Annotated in this window: 17 protein-coding genes and 1 pseudogene; 11 read left to right on the plus strand and 7 right to left on the minus strand. The window is 75.4% G+C overall.

Annotation, left to right across the window (positions count from 1 at the left end; translation table 11 throughout):
* Positions 1-3: 3 nt before the first annotated feature.
* Positions 4-504, minus strand: coding sequence for a ribose-5-phosphate isomerase (locus AB1207_RS04070; protein ID WP_367636501.1), 501 nt, complete (start codon positions 502-504; stop codon positions 4-6).
* A 175-nt stretch (positions 505-679) separates the two neighbouring features.
* On the opposite strand from AB1207_RS04070, the gene AB1207_RS04075 reads away from it, so the two are divergent.
* The 5 genes from AB1207_RS04075 to AB1207_RS04095 all read left to right on the plus strand — a co-directional run bounded on the left by AB1207_RS04075 (position 680) and on the right by AB1207_RS04095 (position 5220).
* Complete coding sequence (locus AB1207_RS04075; RefSeq protein ID WP_367636502.1) at positions 680-856, plus strand: CsbD family protein; 177 nt, start codon at positions 680-682, stop codon at positions 854-856.
* Positions 857-933: 77 nt separating this feature from the next.
* Positions 934-2079 carry a PP2C family protein-serine/threonine phosphatase gene (locus AB1207_RS04080; protein WP_367636534.1) on the plus strand — a complete coding sequence of 382 codons (1146 nt, stop codon included), beginning with the start codon at positions 934-936 and terminating at the stop codon, positions 2077-2079.
* Positions 2080-2180: 101 nt separating this feature from the next.
* Positions 2181-3275 carry a glycosyltransferase family 1 protein gene (locus AB1207_RS04085; RefSeq protein WP_367636503.1) on the plus strand — a complete coding sequence of 365 codons (1095 nt, stop codon included), beginning with the start codon at positions 2181-2183 and terminating at the stop codon, positions 3273-3275.
* Positions 3272-4288 carry a hypothetical protein gene (locus AB1207_RS04090; protein WP_367636504.1) on the plus strand — a complete coding sequence of 339 codons (1017 nt, stop codon included), beginning with the start codon at positions 3272-3274 and terminating at the stop codon, positions 4286-4288. The genes AB1207_RS04085 and AB1207_RS04090 overlap by 4 nt, the downstream gene beginning before the upstream one ends.
* Entirely contained in the window at positions 4285-5220 is a 936-nt protein-coding gene (locus AB1207_RS04095) for a glycosyltransferase family 2 protein (RefSeq protein ID WP_367636505.1), read from the plus strand. Before AB1207_RS04090 ends, AB1207_RS04095 begins: the two co-directional genes overlap by 4 nt.
* On the opposite strand, the gene AB1207_RS04100 is transcribed toward AB1207_RS04095, so the two are convergent.
* The gene (locus AB1207_RS04100; protein WP_367636506.1) at positions 5118-6311 is read right to left on the minus strand and encodes a glycosyltransferase; all 1194 of its coding nucleotides are present in this window, start codon (positions 6309-6311) and stop codon (positions 5118-5120) included. The genes AB1207_RS04095 and AB1207_RS04100 overlap by 103 nt on opposite strands.
* 84 nt (positions 6312-6395) lie before the next feature.
* Here AB1207_RS04100 and AB1207_RS04105 point away from each other — a divergent pair, with 84 nt between their 5' ends.
* Genes AB1207_RS04105 through AB1207_RS04115 form a run of 3 tightly spaced genes read left to right on the plus strand, consistent with a single transcriptional unit; the run spans position 6396 to position 9591 of the window.
* Positions 6396-7292, plus strand: a complete 897-nt coding sequence (locus AB1207_RS04105) for a WcbI family polysaccharide biosynthesis putative acetyltransferase (RefSeq protein WP_367636507.1) — start codon at positions 6396-6398, stop codon at positions 7290-7292.
* Positions 7289-8311 (plus strand): glycosyltransferase family protein, encoded by a 1023-nt coding sequence (locus tag AB1207_RS04110; RefSeq protein ID WP_367636508.1) that lies wholly within the window; start codon positions 7289-7291, stop codon positions 8309-8311. The genes AB1207_RS04105 and AB1207_RS04110 overlap by 4 nt, the downstream gene beginning before the upstream one ends.
* Complete coding sequence (locus tag AB1207_RS04115; RefSeq protein ID WP_367636509.1) at positions 8308-9591, plus strand: glycosyltransferase family 2 protein; 1284 nt, start codon at positions 8308-8310, stop codon at positions 9589-9591. The genes AB1207_RS04110 and AB1207_RS04115 overlap by 4 nt, the downstream gene beginning before the upstream one ends.
* Here AB1207_RS04115 and AB1207_RS04120 read toward each other — a convergent pair.
* Positions 9534-10409, minus strand: coding sequence for an FkbM family methyltransferase (locus AB1207_RS04120; RefSeq protein ID WP_367636510.1), 876 nt, complete (start codon positions 10407-10409; stop codon positions 9534-9536). The two genes, AB1207_RS04115 and AB1207_RS04120, sit on opposite strands and share 58 nt — an antisense overlap.
* Positions 10410-10538: 129 nt before the next feature.
* Here AB1207_RS04120 and AB1207_RS04125 point away from each other — a divergent pair, with 129 nt between their 5' ends.
* Positions 10539-11087, plus strand: a complete 549-nt coding sequence (locus AB1207_RS04125) for a DinB family protein (protein WP_367636535.1) — start codon at positions 10539-10541, stop codon at positions 11085-11087.
* A 6-nt stretch (positions 11088-11093) separates the two neighbouring features.
* Here the strand turns inward: AB1207_RS04125 and AB1207_RS04130 are convergent, their stop codons facing one another.
* The 3 genes from AB1207_RS04130 to AB1207_RS04140 are packed head-to-tail and all read right to left on the minus strand — an operon-like array spanning position 11094 to position 14139.
* Positions 11094-12275, minus strand: a complete 1182-nt coding sequence (locus AB1207_RS04130) for a TolB-like translocation protein (protein ID WP_367636511.1) — start codon at positions 12273-12275, stop codon at positions 11094-11096.
* 39 nt (positions 12276-12314) lie between these two features.
* A complete protein-coding gene (locus tag AB1207_RS04135; protein WP_367636512.1) occupies positions 12315-13106 on the minus strand; it encodes a phosphotransferase in 792 nt (263 codons plus the stop codon).
* Positions 13107-13119: 13 nt separating this feature from the next.
* On the minus strand, positions 13120-14139 hold the full coding sequence (locus AB1207_RS04140) for a lactonase family protein (protein ID WP_367636513.1): 1020 nt from the start codon (positions 14137-14139) through the stop codon (positions 13120-13122).
* Between the two features lie 82 nt (positions 14140-14221).
* On the opposite strand from AB1207_RS04140, the gene AB1207_RS04145 reads away from it, so the two are divergent.
* Positions 14222-16075 carry a phosphatase PAP2 family protein gene (locus tag AB1207_RS04145; RefSeq protein ID WP_437178857.1) on the plus strand — a complete coding sequence of 618 codons (1854 nt, stop codon included), beginning with the start codon at positions 14222-14224 and terminating at the stop codon, positions 16073-16075.
* A 7-nt stretch (positions 16076-16082) separates the two neighbouring features.
* Here the strand turns inward: AB1207_RS04145 and AB1207_RS04150 are convergent, their stop codons facing one another.
* Positions 16083-16604, minus strand: a complete 522-nt coding sequence (locus AB1207_RS04150; RefSeq protein WP_367636514.1) for a hypothetical protein — start codon at positions 16602-16604, stop codon at positions 16083-16085.
* Positions 16605-16900: 296 nt separating this feature from the next.
* Between AB1207_RS04150 and AB1207_RS04155 the strand changes: the two are divergent.
* Positions 16901-17053, plus strand: a pseudogene (locus AB1207_RS04155) (hypothetical protein); the annotation flags it as partial.
* Positions 17054-17210: the final 157 nt, after the last annotated feature.

Genomic DNA, 17210 nt, shown 5'->3' on the forward strand with positions numbered 1-17210 from the left:
GGGTCAGCAGGAGGACGCCGAGGTCTCCCCGTCGGTGGCGCCGGTCTCGTACCCCGTGATGGCGTCGACCTTGGCGGCCGAGGCGCTGGAGGAGTCGAAGACGTAGCCGAGGAACTCCTTGGCCAGCCGCCGCGCCAGCTCCTTGCCGATGACCCGCTCGCCCAGCGTCAGGACCTGGCCGTCGTTGGACAGCACCAGCCGCTCCACCGAGAAGGAGTCGTGGGCGACCGAGGCGCGGATGCCCGGCACCTTGTTGGCCGCGATGGCCACGCCCATGCCCGTCCCGCACACGAGGATCCCGCGGTCGGCCTCACCCGCGGCGATCTTGCGGGCCGCGGCGACGGCCACGTGCGGGTAGGCGGTCTTGTCCGTGTCGGCGTTCACGCCGACGTCGATGACCTCCTTGACCCGGGGGTCCTCCAGCAGGTCGGCCTTGATCGCGTCCTTGTACGAGACACCGGCCTCGTCGGCCGCCACCACGACACGCCACTGCAGATCGGTCATCGGGTTCCTCCAGGGACTCGGGGATCGGCGGCCCGTCGCGGGCCGCTCTCGTCCACCCCTCACAACGCCCCGGGACCGCCCGATGCTTCCCGTCGCATCTCCGGGTGCGCGCTCCCCGAACCGTTCCTAGGGTGGCACTGCCGACAACGGCACTCACCGTCGAAAAGGAGCGGTCATGTCCTTCGTTGACAAGGCCAAGAACGTCGTCCAGCAGACCGTCGGCAAGGCCGAGGAGGCCGTCGGCAAGCGCACGGACGACCAGGAACAGATCGCCCAGGGTCAGAAGGACCAGGCGATGGGTGCGGCGCGCCAGGAGACCGAGAAGGCCAAGGACGCGCTGCACGACAAGTGAGGCGGTCGCAGGCCCCCGCCCGTGAGGGGCGGGGGCCGACCGTGGCCGCCGATCCCGGCGGCCTGGACGCACTGCTCGTGTCCGCCCTCCGTGCTGCGGAGCAAGCTGTCTGCGTCGCGGACGTGAGCCTTCCCGACGAACCCGTGGTGTGGGTCAACGAGGCGTTCACCCGGACGACGGGGTACGACGCGTCGCAGACCGTCGGACGGAACTGCCGTTTCCTGCAGGACGGCCTGTCCGACCGCGGGTACGACGTCCGCACTCCTGCAGCGCAGATCCGCTCGCTCATCGAACGCCGCGCCGGCGGGACGGTCCTCATCCCGAACCGGCGCCGGGACGGTTCGGTGTTCTGCAACGAACTGGCCTTGAGCCCGCTGCCGGACGCGACCGGCGCCGTCCGCTACTACGTCGCCGTGCAGCAGGACGTCACCGCTCGCGTGCAGGCGCAGGCCGCGCGCGACGCGGTCCAGGCCGAGGCTGCCGAACTCGCGGACCACCTGCAGCAGCAGCTCGTGCCGCAGGAACTCCCCGACGTCCCCGGGTGGGAGGTCGCCGTGCGCTACCGACCCGCCTCGCGCGCCGACGGCAGCCGCGGCGAGGTGAGCGGCGACTTCTACGACCTGCGCGTCCTCACGTCCGGTGAGGCCGTCGCCGTCATCGGCGACGTGTCCGGGCGCGGCCCCGCCGCAGCCGCCACGACGGCCGCCCTGCGGTGGGCGGTCCGCGGTGTCCTCGGGGTCGTCTCCGGGCCGGCGGACGCGCTGCGCCACGTGGGCGGCGCGGTGCACGACACCCTCGGCGACCGGTTCGCCACCGTCGCCGCCGTGCGCCTGCCCCCCGAGCCCGGTCGCGCCGTGGACCTGTGCCTGGCCGGCCACCCTCGTCCCGTCCTCGTGCCCGTGGCCGGGCCGAGCCGGATGGTGGGTGCTCCCGGGATGCTCCTGGGGCCCTTCCCCGACCCCGACCTGCGCGAGACACCCGTCGACCTCGCCGCGGGCGAGCACCTCGTCCTCTACACCGACGGCGTCACCGAGGCGGCCTCGCCGACGCACGAGCTCTTCGGCGACGACCGCCTCCTCGCCGCCCTGGACGGGCTGCGGGACAAGGCCTCCGCGAGCCCCGACGACGTCGCCGACGCCGTCCTGGCGGCGGTCGGCGACCACGTGGGCGACGGGCCCACCGACGACCTGACCCTCATGGTCCTGCGCCGTTCCCCGCGCTGAGCGATCACGCACCGCGCGCGGTTGAATGGCCCTCCCCGGGACGGCTCCAGCAGCGGGCCGCACCTCCGACCCGCACCACCGTCCTGCTCGGGAGCCCCACCGTGTCCGAACCCTGCCCTGCGCCCGTCCGGGTGCTGCACGTGCCCCGTGCCCACGGCTACGTCGACCACCTCCAGGACGACCGCGTGCCGGGGGTCGTCGTCGTCGACGACGGCACTCCGACGGGCCCGGGCTGGCACCCCTCCCGCGCCCTGGAGGCGGATTGGGTCCTGGCCCACGCGGGCGAGTTCGACGTCCTGCACCTGCACTTCGGGTTCGAGGGGCGCACCCCGGCGCAGCTGCAGGCCCTCGTCGACGCGCTGCGGGTGACGGATCGGACCCTCGTCCTCACGGTCCACGACCTGCAGAACCCGCACCTGCGCGACCAGCGCCCCTACACCGGGCTCCTCGACGTCCTGGTGCCCGCGGCGGACGGTCTCGTGACGTTGACGCCGGGTGCCGCGGCGCAGGTGCAGGAGCGGTGGGGCCGGCGACCGGTCGTCGTGGCGCACCCCCACGTCGCCCCCCTCGACCGCATCGGCCTCCCCCGGAGCCCGGGGTCCCCACGCGTGGTCGGTCTGCACCTGAAGAGCCTGCGTGCCAACCTGCGCGCCCTGCCCGTGCTGCGTTCCCTGGTCGTCGCATCGCGGCGTCTGACCGACACGGGAACCCCCACCACCGTGCGCGTGGACGTCCACACCGAGGCCCTCGACCCGGGTTTCCCACGGTACGACGCCGACCTCGCGGCATGGTTGCGGGACGCCGCGGACGAGGGGACGGCGCAGGTCCACGTGCGCCACCGGTTCGACGACGACGAGCTCGAGGAGTACCTGCGCGGCCTGGACGTGTCCGTGCTGGCCTACGGGCACGGGACGCACTCCGGCTGGCTGGAACTGTGCCACGACCTCGGCACCGTCGTGCTCGCCGACCGGGTGGGTTTCCTGCACGAGCAGCAACCGCTCGTCCAGGCCGACCTGGCCGACCCGGACGCCGTGACCCGGGCGTTGCGCCACGCGCTCCTCGGGGTTCCCGGTGCGGCGGCGACGCCCGACGCCCGGCGCAGGCAGCGTCTCGACGTGGCCCGCGAGCACCTCCAGCTGTACCGCACGCTGACCGCTCACCGTGCTGCGCAGTCCGGAGCGGTGGTGCCCGCGTGATCGGCTGGTACGTCCACCACCACGGCGCCGGGCACCTGCAACGGCTCGTCGCCGTGACCCGGCACCTGCGGACGCCCGTGACGGCGTTCAGCTCCGCACCCAGGCCGGCCGGTTTCCACGGCGACTGGGTTCCGCTGGAACGCGACGACACCCCACCCCTGGACCGCACCTCGGCGACGGCGGGCGGCCGGCTGCACTGGGTTCCCGAACACCACCCCGGGTTGCAGGAACGGCACGCCACGATCGCGGCCTGGATCGCGACCCACCGACCCCGGTTGTTCGTCACCGACGTCTCGGTGGAGGTGACCACGCTGGTCCGGTTGTGCGGGGTTCCCGTCGTCGTCGCCGCGATGCTCGGCGACCGCCACGACCCCGCGCACCGGCTCGGTCGCGACGTCGCACGCGCCCTGCTGGCGCCGTGGCCCGGCCCGCCCGTGGCCGAGCAGGACCCCGCCAGGTCCCCGGTCGTCCACGTGGGCGCGTTCTCCCGGTTCGACGGCCGGCCGACCTCCCCTGCGGCGACGCGGCCCGGAACCGTCCTCGTCCTGTGGGGCAGCGGTGGCCGCGACGTCACCGACGAGCAGTTCCACGCGGCGCAGGCGGCGACCCCGGGGTGGACGTGGGAGTTCCGCGTGCCGGGGTCCCCCCTCACCACCGGCGCGACCGGAGGCGCTGCGGGAGAAGACGTCTGGTCCGCGCTGCAACGGGCCGAGGTCGTCGTCGTGCACGGCGGCCACAACGCCGTCGCGGAGGTCGCCGCGGCCCGGCGCCCCGCCGTCGTGGTCGCGCAGGAACGGCCCTTCGACGAGCAGTTGCGCCGGGTGGACCTCCTGCGGGCCGAGGGACTCGTCGCGGTCGACGGCTGGCCGGCCGCGGACCGGTGGCCGGACCTGCTGCGCCAGGCCCGATCCGTGGGGCCGGGCCCCTGGCGGCGCTGGGCTCCCGGGGACGGGGCCGAACGCGCGGCCGCCTACCTCGACAGCGCGGCCGACCGTGCCGGGGTTCCCGCGTGAACGGCCGGCGGACCGCCGTCCTGACGATCGTCTCCGGGCGCCACGACCACCTGCGCGGGCAGCTCCTCGGCCTGGCCCGGTCCCGGCGGCCACCGGCCTGGCACGTCGTGGCGGCCATGGGCGATCCCGGGATCCGCGCGGTGCTCGACTCCGTTCCCGCGGCGGAGGGGACGCGGCGCGTCGTCCTCGACGTCCCCGTCGCCGCCGACGGTGAACTTCCCCTGGCCGCGGCCCGGAACGCCGCGGCGGGCACGGCGACGGCCCTCGGCGCCGACCTCCTCGTCCTGCTCGACGTCGACTGCGTCCCCGCACCAGGACTCGTCGGGGCCTACGAGGACGCCGCCCACCGTGTGGCCGACGTTCCCGGACCGCGGTTGCTCTGCGGCCCCGTGGCGTACCTGCCCCCGGAGGTCCGGGTCCACGACGCCACCGACCTCGACCGGCTCCCCGGGGCCGCAGAACCGCACGCCGCGCGACCGGCTCCGGCCCCGGGCGAGGTCGTGCGCGCCTCGGAGTCGCAGTGGTGGTTGTTCTGGTCGTTGTCGTTCGCCGTGACCGCCGCCGACTGGGCGTCGTTCGGGGGTTTCTGCGAGGAGTTCCGCGGCTACGGTGGCGAGGACACCGACGTCGCCGCCACCGTGCGGGAACTCGGGGGTGCGCTGTTCTGGGTCGGCGGCGCCGAGGCGTTCCACCAGCACCACCCGACGCGGAACCCGCCCGTGCAGCACGTCGCGGCGATCCTGCGCAACGGCGCGGTGTTCCACCGTCGGTGGGGGTGGTGGCCCATGACGGGCTGGCTCGAGCAGTTCCGCGCCGCGGGCCTCGTCGACTACGACGCCGCGACGCGGTCCTGGACGGCCGCGACCCCGCGGGGGGTTCCCGCACCCCTCGCGGCGGGACCGTCGACGGCCGTCCGCAGCACGGCCTCGTAGCGGCCGACCATGGTCGCCACCGACAGGTGGGCCAGCGCCGCCGTCCGCACGCCGGAACGGTCCAGCGCGAGCGCGGCCGGGATCGCGGCGGCCATCGCGGCGACGTCGTCGGCCGGCACGACGAACCCGGCGGGCACCCCCGCGGGCTCACCCACGTTGGGGCGCAGCACTTCGCTGATGCCTCCCCGGTCGAAGGCGACGACGGCGGTCCCGCTCATGGCCGCCTCCGCCGCGACGAGGCCGAACGGCTCGTCCCACACCGGGGTGACGAGCACCGCGTCGGCGCGGCCCACGGCGGCCGACAGGTCCGCTCCCCCGAGGTGCCCGTGCCACGTCACGTCCCGGCCGAGCCGCGGCGCGATCTGCGCGGCGAAGTACTCCTCGTCGAGCGCAGGGCCGACGAGGTGCAGGTGGTGACCGGCGCGGGCCGCGGCGTCCACCGCCAGGTGCGGCGCCTTCTCCGGCACCAGCCGGCCGAACCACAGGAGCCCGCCGCCGCCGGGGCCGAGGCGCCACCGGCCGGGGTCGACGCCGTTGTGCACGACGTCGGCCGACCCCACCCACGGTGCCCACTGCCGGGCCGTGAACCGGCTGACGGCCGTGAAGGCGTGCGAGGAACCCCCGGCCGCGAGCGCCGCGGTCAGCCACGGCGTCGGCGGCGTGTGCAGCGTGGTCACCGTCGGGACCGGCAACGTCGAGGACAGGGTCAGCGGCAGGTGGTGCAGGGAGTTGTTGTGCACGACGTCGACCTCGCCGGCGTACGTGGTGCGCAGCGCGTTCAGGACGGCGAGGTGGGCGTGGTGCTCGCGCAGGAACGCCTCGGCCGGCATCGACGGGTCCTGCCGCGACAGCTCGTCGGGTTCCCAGCCCCCGCCCGCCAGCACCTCCGGCTGCGCGCCGGTCGATCCCGCAGCCGCGAAGAGCAGCACGCGGTGCCCGCGGGCGCGCAGGGCTGCGACGAGACCGCCGACGAACGACTCCAGACCACCGACGTACGGTTCGGCGACGGGAAAGCGGCTCGGCCCCAGCACGGCGACCGTGAGCCGTCGCGCCGCGGTCGCGGTCGGCGGGGTCGGCAGTGGACGGGGCACCTGCAGATGCAAGCACGTCCTCGCCACCTCCGCGTGCGGTGGCTCACCCGGTGCACCCTCGCGGGGGCCCCTAGGGTGCGGGACGTGACCGGACGGCAGCAGCACTACGCCCACTTCCACGGCCTGCTCCCGCTGGTGCGGGACGACCGTCCCCTGGTCCTCGTGCACGGCAACTGCCAGGCGGAGTCGACGCGGGTGCTGCTCGAGGGGACCGGGCAGGTGCGGACGGTCCGCGTCCCGCCCGTCCACGAACTCACGGCCGAGGACCTGCCCCGCCTGCAGCGGGTCCTCGACGAGGTCGACGTCCTCGTGTCCCAGCCCGTGCGCGACGGCTACCGCGACCTGCCGCTGGGCACCGCCGAACTCCTCGCCCGCGCACCGCGGCGGCCGCGTCTCGTCGTCGTCCCGGTGCTCCGGTGGGCTGCGCTGCACCCGTTCCAGGTCATCGTGCGGTCTCCCGGCGCCGGGGAACCGCCGGTCGTGCCCTACCACGACCTGCGCACGCTGACGCTGGCCGCGGGCCGTCCGGAACTGCCCGAGGTGCCGTCCGCGCGCGCCGTCCGCGCGGTGCGCGACCTGTCGGCGCGGGAGCTGCACGCCCGCGGGGAACGGCACGGCGCGCTGCCCGTCGTCGACCTGTTCGAGGCCGCCGGCGACGGGGCGACGCAGACGGTCAACCACCCCGGCAACCCCGTCCTGCGCGGGCTGGCCGGGCGCGTCCTCGCCGCGCTCGGGCTGCCCGCGGAGGTCCCCGACCCCGGTCGGACGCTGCTCGACAGCATCCACACCCCGGTCCTGCCGCAGACGCTGGACGCGCTCGGGATCCCCGGAGCGGGGCGTCCCGACTGGCGCGTCCACGGCGTCGCGACGAGCGATGCCGACGTCCGCGCGGCCCACCTGCGCTGGTACGCCGAGCACCCGGGGGTGGCCGAGGCCGGGCTGGACCGGCACGCCGAGGCGGCCGAGGAGCTGGCCGCGTGAGGACCGCTCCCTCCCCGCTCGTCCAGCTCGTGGTCGGTCCCGCCGAGCACGGGGTGACGGCCGCGGCCCTCGCCCAGTGGGACGTCCTGCGGCACGACGCCGGCACGCTCCTCGTCCGCGCCCCCGCCCAGCCGGGGGTCGAAGGGCTCGCCACCGCGCTGCGCGGGGTGCCCGCCGGCACCGTCCACGTCCACGTCACCGACCGGCTCTTCGGCCGGTCCCCCGAGGAGGCGGCCGACGTGCTCGTCGACCTGGCCGGCGGTCGCGACGTCGTGGTGACGCTGCACGACCTCCCCCAGGCCAGCGACGGCGTCCGGAACCTGCCCCGCCGCAGCGAGGCCTACCGGCGCGTGGCGCAGGCGGCACGGCACGTCGTCGTGGCGAGCCGGCACGAGGAGCGCCTGCTGCGGGCGTGCGGCGCGGACGTGCCCTGCTCGGTCGTGCCCCTGCCCGTGCCGGACCTCACGCACGCCCCCGCGGCGGCGCCCTCGACGCCGCTGCGGACGGTCGCGGTCCTCGGGTACCTGTACCCCGGCAAGGGGCACGACCAGGTCCTGGCGGCCCTCGAGGCGCTGCCCGCCGGTGCCGGCCTCACCGCGGTCGGCCGCCCCTCGGACGGGCACGAGGACCTCGTCGAGGCGCTCGCCGGTCAGGCCCGGGCCGTGGGGCGGACGGTCGAGGTCACCGGGTTCGTCCCCGACGCCGACCTGCCGTCGGTCCTGCGCTCCCCGGTCCTGCCGGTCGCCCCGCACGAGCACCTGTCGGCCTCCGGGTCGATCAACGCGTGGACGGGCGCGGGGCGTCGTCCCCTGGTCCCCCGCAGCGACTACGTCACCGAACTCGAGGAACGCTCCCCCGGTGCGCTGCGGGTCTACGAACCCGGGGCGCTCGGCGAGGCGCTGGCGCAGGCGTGGGCCCGGCCCGAACTCACCTGGGCCCCGCCGGGGACGGTCCCCGGACCGACGGTCGCCGCCACCGTGGACCTGCTGCGTCCCGTCCTCGCCGGGGTGCCGGTGTGATCGCCCCGCTGGTGTCCGTTGTCGTCCCGCACTACGAGGCCCCGCACGACCTCGCACTCCTGCTGACCGCGCTGGAGCTCCAGACCCACCCCCTCGACCGGCTCGAGGTGCTCGTCGCCGACGACGGTTCCCGGGACGCCCCCGAGCCCGGGCCCCGTCCCTACGCCGTGCGCGTCCTGCGCCAGGCCGACGAGGGTTTCCGGGCGGCGGCGGCGAGGAACCTGGGGGCGGCCTCCGCCCGGGGCGAGGTCCTGTGCTTCCTCGACGCCGACACCGTGCCCGAACCCGGCTACGTCGCGGCGGTGGTCCGCGCCGTCACGGCCGGGGCGGACCTCGTGGTCGGCCGCCGCCGGCACGCCGACCTGTCCGCCACCGCACCGGACGCCCTCCGCCGCTGGTTCGGCGGCCAGGGGCCCGTCCCGCGGGAGTTCGACGAACCCACCTGGCTGCGGGAGGCGTACGAGCGGACGGCGGACCTCGCCGACGCCGGGGACGACGCCTACCGGTTCGTGATCTCCGCCGTCCTGTCCACCACGCGCCGCCTGTTCGAGGACGTCGGGGGTTTCGAGGAGGCGTTCTCGGCCTACGGCGGGGAGGACTGGGAGTTCGCGCACCGCTGCTGGTTGCGCGGCGCGGAGTTCCGGCACGTGCCGGACGCCGTCGCCTGGCACGACGGGCCGGACTTCGCGGGCCGCACCGACGACGCGCAGGCCCGGCGGTCGCGCAACGTGGAGGGGCTGACGCTGGCGCGGTTCGTGCCGGGGCACGCGAACCGCGGCGACCAGCTCGTGTGGTCCCACCCCGACGTCGTCGTGCGCCTCGACGACACCGGCGCCGCGGTGGCCGACGTCGTGGCGTCCGTCCGGTCCGTGCTGACCGGTTCCGACGCGGGGGTCTGGCTGCGCGACGGGGCGGCGCTCGCCGTGCTGGAGGACCCGCGCGTGCACCGCGGAGAACCCCCGGCGAGCGTGCTCGGACGGGCCCGCTACCGCGTCGACCTCGAGCGTCCCGTCGTGCTGACCGGTGCGACGCTGGCCGACCTCGCGGAGGTCGCCCCCGTCCGGGTCGGGGAGCACCTCGCGGTCCGCCGCACCCGCGACCTGCACCGCGGTGGGCCCGACCCCGCGGTCCTGCAGGTTCCCGGGGTCACCGCCGAACCCGCGCAGGACGTCGACCTGCAGCGCCGGTGGGGTCACGAGGACCACCAGCGGCGGCCGCGGTTTCAGCGGTCGCTGCGCACGCCGTTCGTCGCCACGGAACGGCCCACCGCCGCGCCGTAGGCGGTCAGCACCTCGGCGTCCACCACTCCGCCGTCCACGAGCTGGGCCAGGCACCGCACCGCGAGGTCGTGCGAGGCGTAGACGTGGTGGGCCAGCAGCGCGAGGTGCTTGAGCTGCTCCGCGTCGAGCTCGTCGAGGCGGGCGAAGTCCTTGACGTAGGCGACGTCCGCCTCGATGGCCTGCTGGTGGGTGGTGAAGATGTTCCCGTCGAACACCCCCGGCGCGATCGGCCACTTCTTCAGCGCCGCGAACGTGTGCAGGACGAAACCCTGCGCCCGCAGTTCCGCGTCGACCTCGCCGAAGAGCGGCTGGTCGCGGTACAGGGGGACGAACGACATCTCGGTGTGGACGGCGACGGCACCGGACAGGGTGTCCCGGCCGTTGCGGAAGATCGTCAGCTCCGAGCCCTGGACGTCGATCTTCAGCAGGTCCAGCGGCCCGAGGTCGGTGATGTCGTCCAACCGGGTGGTGGCGATCGTGCTGCGCTGCAGCACGTCCCCGTAGCGGGCGAACTCGTTGAGGGTCGAGAGCCGCTCGACGTCGGGTTCGAGCAGGCTGGTCATCCCGTTCATCCAGGTGACCTTGAGCTCGTGCTCGCCCCCGTCACCGACGGCGTGCGGGAGGTAGCGCTCGTTCGGTCCCGCCGCCGCTAGGAGTTCGGCGAGCGCCTCGGGCTGGGGTTCGAAACCCGTCACGGTGCACAACCCGTCGCGCAGCATGGGCCCGTAGGGCGGGTCGCCGTCGATGGGGTTGGCGCCGATGTCGACGACCGCCGTCAGGCGCGCGGTGTCCAGCAGGTCGACCCAGGCCTCGGCCACGTGTCCTCGTTCCGTTCGTCCCGTCCACGGGCCGGGATCGTCCGCGGCCCTGCCTGCGGAGCATGTCAGTCCCCTGGTCGGGCGGCGCGACGGGGCGTACCGTCCCCGGTCGTGGCGCACGGGACGCAGGTGGACTGGGGGCGGCAGCTCGTCGAGCAGCTCGACTGGCACTGGCGCACGGCGCTGCGCCCGCGGCTGGAAGGGCTCACGGACGAGGAGTACCGGTGGGAACCCGTGGCCGGGGCGTGGAACGTCCGTCCGCGCGGGACCTCCACGGCACCGGTGTCGGCGGGCGCCGGCCCGTTCACGATCGACTTCGCGTTCCCCGAGCCCGACCCACCGCCGGTGACGACGATCGCCTGGCGGATCGGTCACCTCGTCGTCGGCGTGTTCGGGATGCGCGTCGCGGCGCACTTCGGCGGACCGGCGTTCGACTACGACACGCACGAGTACCCCGGTGACGCCGCGACGGCACTGGACCAGCTGGACCGCACGTACGCCGGCTGGCGCGACGGCGTGGCGGCGCTGGACCCCGCAGGGCTGGCCCGGCCCGTCGGTGCGGCCGAGCCCGGCTGGTCCGAGCACTCGATGGCGGAACTGTGCCTGCACATCAACCGCGAGGCCATCCACCACGGCGCGGAGATCGCCCTGCTGCGCGACCTGCACCGCGGGCGCTGACTCCCCTCAGCGACGGGGACGCTGCCGGCGCTCCAGGTGCGGAGCGTCGGCGGACCGGAACGACACGGCCGCCTCGAACACCGCGGCGCGGCCGTTGCCGGCGAGCGCCGTGGCGGCGGCACCGTCGAGCGGCTGCCGCCACAGCTGGGTGTCCTGGACGGCACCGTCGGCCGACGGCAGCGACCGGCCCGCGACGAGCACCGACGTGCGGTCGGTGGAGGCGACGAGGGCCTCGACGAACTCGGGGGGCTCGGCGAGGTCGCGGACGGGGACGCCCGAGCGGTCGACGACGCTGAGGGTGCGGTCGGTCGGGGTCGTGCGCACGACGGCGAGGTCGGTGCCGTCGCCGACGAACACCGGGAACGTCTCGCCCGCCTCCGGGGTCACGACGGTGCGCGCCGTGCGGGTGGCCAGGTCGACGAGCACGACGTCGCCGCCGTCGGCCGTGGCACGGCTCGCGGCGAGGGTCGTGGAGTCCGGGGAGAACGACAGGCCCGTGGTGTCCTCGGCTCCGGCCACGACGGTCTGCCGGCCTGTGGCCACGTCCGCGACGACGAGGCGGGTGCCGGCCGCGGCGCACACGTCGTCGCCGCGCTCGCGCCAGGCGACGGTGGCGCCGTCCGGGGAGAACTGCAGCCCGTCGGCCGTGGGCGCCACGGTGCCGAACGTCCGCGTCGTGCCGTCGACGCCGCGCAGCACGAGGTCGGGACGCCGCAACCGGTCCGCCGCGGAGCAGTCGGTGGGGTTCCAGGCGCTGCGGTGGAACCAGGCGAGCGTTCCGTCCGGGCTCCACGCCAGCGAGCGCGAGTCGCCCGCGTCGTCCACCTGCGTGCGGCCGGACCCGTCGGCGGCCGCGACCTGCACGCGGCCGAGGTCGTCCGTCCCGCCGCCACTGCCGTAGGCGATCCAGGCGATGCGGGACCCGTCGGGAGACCAGCTCGCGTCGTGGGTGAGACCGTCGGCCACGCGCCACTGCCGGCCGGTCCCGGTGTCGACGACGTCGAGCCCGTCGACGCGTCCGGCGGAGACGCCGGTGTAGGCCAGCAACGGCCCCGGGCGGTCCTGCGCGGACGCCGACCCGGCCGTCACGAGGAGGGAGGTCGACAGCACGACGACGCCCAGCGTCGCCCCCAACGCACGCACGATGAAACCCCCCGGTCCGTGGCCGCCCCCGCGACCGACCTCCATCTCAGCAGGTTCCGGGGCGCCGCGGGGGGATCTGCGCGATCAGGCGTCCAGCGCGTCCTGGAACAGGGGCCGGTGCACCTGCACGTGCTCGGCGTCGGCGAGGTAGTGCAGGTCGTGGCCGTCGGCCACGTGGGCGGCGAACGCGGCCGAGCCGGCGGCCGCCTGCGCCCGCAGGAACGCGACCAGCCGGTGCAGTTCCGCCCCGACGGCGTCCAGCAGCCCCGCGCGAGCGGCCGCGTCCAGACCGTAGGCGGCGCAGAAGGTCACGAGCCTGCGGGCCTGCTCGGCGGGGCTCTGCTCGGCGACCCCGGACAGGGGCGCCCAGCGGTAGGCACCCGTGGCGACGTCGACGATCCGGGGACCGGGCCGGGCCGTGTCGAAGTCGACGAGCCCGGCGACGCGGTCGTCGACCAGGACGCAGTTGTAGGGCGCGTAGTCCCCGTGCACGACCACCTCCACCGGGTCGCCGGCCGGGAACATCCAGCCGTCGCGGGGCAGCTCGGCCGCGAACGGCGCCGTCGCGTCGTGGAAGCCGCGCAGGAACTCCGCGGCGGAGAGGAGGGCGGTCCCGGAGGCGGCGTCGCCGACGAGACCGCCCGGAACCGTGCCGGGCAGGAAGTCGAGGACCTCCCGTTCCCCGTCCGGGGTGGTGGCGAGCCCGTGCACGCGGGGCACGCCGGCGAGGGGTTCCAGCCGGCGCAGCAGGTCGTGGACGCGCGGGGTGTGCGGGCCGGTCGGACGCCGCACCGTGCGGCCGACGCGGACGACCTCGTTCACCCCACCGCCGGTGAGCACCTCGACGTCGTCGGAACCCTCCTCGCACTGCGCCACCGCCGGGGACCCGTCAGGCCGGCAGGGGCAGGACGCAGGACGGCGACCCGACCTCGAGGACCGAGCGGTCCACGACCGTGAGGTCGTCGTCGAGGGCGAGGTGGACGAGCTGGTCGGAGTCCTGCGCGGCGACGTAGAGGTGGCGTCCCACGGCGACGACGTGCCGCGGGTTCACGGCACCGATCGCGACGTCCCGCACGGGACGGGCGACGCCGTCCGCGACCTCGTGCAGCGTGAGCACCTCGGCGCGGCGGTTGGCGACGACGAGCCCCCACGGCGTGCGGCAGACCTCCGAGGGGTAGACCCGTCCGGCGGTGGGGACGGGCACGGCGAGCGCGGGGTTCCGGACGGGGTCGGCGAGCAGGCCGTCCCGGACCGCGAGCGACGTCACCGTGGCGTCGAGCTCGCCGGCGACGACGAACCGGTCCCCGTCCGGGCCCGGCACCAGGGCGCCGTGCCGGGGGCCCGTCCCCGGCGTGAGCGCGAGGACCTGCGCGGGTTCGGGGGACAACCCCTGCGCCGTCACGTCGTGGACCCGGACCTCGTCGGTCCCGAGGTCGAGGACGGCGACGCGACCCCCGGGCAGGACCGTCGTGGAGTGCGGGTGCGAGGCCTCCTGCCGTTCGGTGTCGGGGCCGGACCCGCTGCCGCGCAACGTCTGCCGGAGTTCGGTGACCGAGCCCCCGGCCAGTGCGAGGACACCGACCCCGCCGCCGTAGTTCGCGGCGAGGACGAACCCCGGGACGACGGTGAGGTGGCACGGCGACGACCCACCACTGGGAGCCCCGCCCACCCGTTCCCAGGCCCCGCCACCGACACGCCAGGACGACACGAAACCGTCGTCCACCTCGTGCGCGGCGTGGACGGTGCCGTCCGGGCCGGCGGCCAGGAACGAGGGCGAGGGGACGTCCACGGCGGCCCCGAGCCGGCCCAGGCGGCCCGTCACGGGATCCCGTTCGACGAGCACGAGGCCGGGTCCGCGACCCCCGGTCGCGGCGGTGTAGGAGCCGACGGCGAGCACCTGTGCGTCCACGCGCCGATCACACCACGGACGCCGAGCGATCCCGCACCGCACCCTTGACCACCCCACGGGAAACCGCTTACCGTCCGTGACCGTGATCCCACCGACCGCCGCGCCCACCCGCCGCAGCCTGCTCGCCGTCGGACTCGCGGCCCCCGTCGCCCTGCTCACCCCCGCGCGCAGCGCCCAGGCCGCGCAGAACCCCACCGCGGCCGCCGCGTTCGTCGACTCCTACCGCACGAACGTCCCGGAGAACACGACCGCGGCGACGAACGCGGCCGTGCGGATCCTGTCGGACCTGAACCGGTACTGGCAGACGGGGCCGACGTGGGACACCGGCCGGGTCCTCGACCGCGGGGTCCTGCGGCGCAACGTCCGCTACTGCGCCCAGGTCACCCGGTCGCGCACGGCCGAGCAGGCCGCGGAGGCGTTCATCGTCGACCGGCAGGACCAGAGCTACGCCGTCATCGCGGGTCTCGGCCCGCTGGCCCCCGCCTACCTGGCCGGGAGCCTGGCGGTCACCAGCATCACCCGCGCCCCGGCGACGACGCCGCCGACGAAGGTCGACGACGCGGTCCCCGCCGGGGCACCCGCGGGCTCGGCGACCGGCGCCGGTTCGGTCGACTCCGAACTCGGCGACGTCGTCCGGCTCGTGCAGACGCTGCGCGGACCCTTCGCCTCGGGCAACCCCAGCAAGAACGCCTTCCAGTACCCACGGCCGTGGCGGTTGACCCCCGACAGCACCGTGCAGCCGACCGGTCGCACCGACGCCCTGGGGTACCCCGAGTACCGCTCGGACGTCGTCGTCGTGCCGACGCTCCTGCGGCAGCGTTCGACGACGCCGGAGACGGACGGGGGTTTCCCCAGCGGTCACACCAACGCCCTGTTCCTCGCCACCCTCGCCCTCGCCCACGCCGTGCCGGAGCGCTACCAGGCGCTCGTGGCCCGCGCGTTCGAGCGCGCCCACCTGCGCATCGTCGCGGGCATGCACTCGCCGCTCGACGTGCTCGGCGGCCGGACGCTCGCCACCGCGCTGGCCGCCGCGGAACTTGCCGACCCCGCCAACGCGGCGCAGGCGGAGGCCGCCCGCGCGACCGCGCTCGCGTACTTCGAGCGCGCCACCGGTCTCGACGCGACCGGCCTCGTGGAGTTCTCCGCGTTCGACAGGGACAGCGCGCGCGCCGCCGTCCTGGACCACCTCACCTACGGTTTCCCGCGGACGGGGCCGCAGCGGCCGATGGTCGTCCCGAAGGGCGCCGAGGTGCTGCTCCAGACCCGACACCCCTACCTCGACGCGACGCAGCGCCGGGAGGTGCTGTGCACCACGGCGCTCCCGGCGGGGTACCCCGTCCTGGACGGCCCGGAACTGTGGGGCCGCCTGAACCTGTTCGACGCCGCCGACGGCTACGGCCGGTTCGACGGCGACGTCACGGTCGCGATGGACGCGGGCGCAGGTGGTCTGAACGCCACCGACGCGTGGCGCAACGACATCGGCGGTACGGGCGGGCTCGTCAAGCGCGGATCCGGCCGCCTGGCCCTCACGGGCCGGAACTCCTTCCGCGGCGGTGTGCGTCTCGAGGCGGGCGAGCTGGTCGCAGGTTCCTCGTCGGCGCTGGGGTGCGGGGACGTCGACCTGCGCTGGGGGACGCTCACGCTCTCCGGCGACCTGCGGCTGGACGGGAACTTCACGCAGGCCCCGGGCGTGGTCCTGGACGTCCCCGTGGGTGGGCGACGCGCTCCGCTGACCGTGGCCGGGACGGCGACGCTCGCCCCCGGCAGCCGCCTGGAGGTCGCGTTCGGCGACGACTGCCGCGTCGGCGAAGTCCGGCCGGTGCTCGAGGCCCGCTCCGTGCGCGGCGGTTTCGGCGCGGTCGCCGTCACCGGCGGCGGCCGGGCCGAACTCGTGGCGACCCGTCACGGGGTCGGCGTCCGGCGGCTCGCCGGCTGACGTCCTGTCAGTCGCCGGCGACCGCCACGAGCCGCGCCGTCAGACGGCGGGGAGCCCAGAACGCCTCGACCAGCACGTGGAGGAAGACCGCGGCGAGCAGCCACCAACCGGGGCCGGACGTCAGGGCGAGCACCACACCGACGACGGCCCCGACGGCGCCCACGACCACGGACGAACGGCGACCGTTCAGCACCCCCGCCGCCCGCTGCCTCAGGAGGACCGTGGTGACGACGCGCACGACGGGATCGTGAGGAACGGCCCCGCGGTGGCTGGCCCGGACCGCTGCACGCACCTGCTCCGGCGTCGTCCCCGGGGGTAGGGCGCGCACGAAGCGCTCCCGCGCGCCGGCCGTCTGAGCCCCGACGACCAGACCGGAGACGAGACCGCCGACGAGACCGGTCCACACCACCGAGCCTGCAGCTCCTCCCGAGTCCGTGACGACGGCGCCCACCGCGTAGACCGCCCCGAACACCACGGTGAACTCGAGGACCCGCCACCAGGCGGGCGCTGTGTACCAACGCCACCACACGCGCGCAGTCTCGACCCGCGTGCTCTGGTGCACCAATCCAGTTGTCCCGGCTGCCCGCACGGCGACACGGTGGAGTCGTGACGTCACGCACCGGTTCCGACGAGCTCCTCGCCGGCTGGTCCCGGCGCTTCGCCGAACCCGTCGCCGGGTGGTCGTTCACCGAGTTCTCGGGCGTCGTCGAGACGGTCGAGCCACCCTGGTCCTACGCGGCGCTCGCCGGCGAGGCGTTGGCCGCGGCGCGCTCCGCGCTCGACCTCGGGACCGGTGGCGGGGAGTTCCTCACGAGTCTGGCGGACGTGCTTCCGGCCGACACGCACGCCACCGAGGGCTGGGCCCCGAACGTTCCCGTCGCCCAGACGGCACTCGCTCCCCTGGGAATCCCCGTCGTGGCCCACACCGCGTCCCAGGGCCGGTTGCCGCTCCCCGACGACCGGTTCGACGTCGTCCTGTCGCGGCACACGGCCTACGACGCGGACGACGGCGGATTCTCGTGGTCCTCGCAACACCGCGTGGTCTACGTGAGGGTGAGTAGATCACGTAGGCGCTCGGCTGGGTTGGCCCAGCCGAGCGTCTTGCGTGGTCGCCCGTTCAGCTCCTGCGCCACGT

Origin of the sequence: Kineococcus endophyticus (assembly GCF_040796495.1) — a bacterium.
Lineage (GTDB): Bacteria > Actinomycetota > Actinomycetes > Actinomycetales > Kineococcaceae > Kineococcus > Kineococcus endophyticus.

Excerpts from the sequence above, each read along its gene's own strand:
- AB1207_RS04070 (WP_367636501.1), bottom strand. The coding sequence starts at position 504 with ATGACCGATCTGCAGTGGCGTGTCGTGGTGGCGGCCGACGAGGCCGGT.
- AB1207_RS04075 (WP_367636502.1), top strand. The coding sequence starts at position 680 with ATGTCCTTCGTTGACAAGGCCAAGAACGTCGTCCAGCAGACCGTCGGC.
- AB1207_RS04130 (WP_367636511.1), bottom strand. The coding sequence starts at position 12,275 with ATGGAGGTCGGTCGCGGGGGCGGCCACGGACCGGGGGGTTTCATCGTG.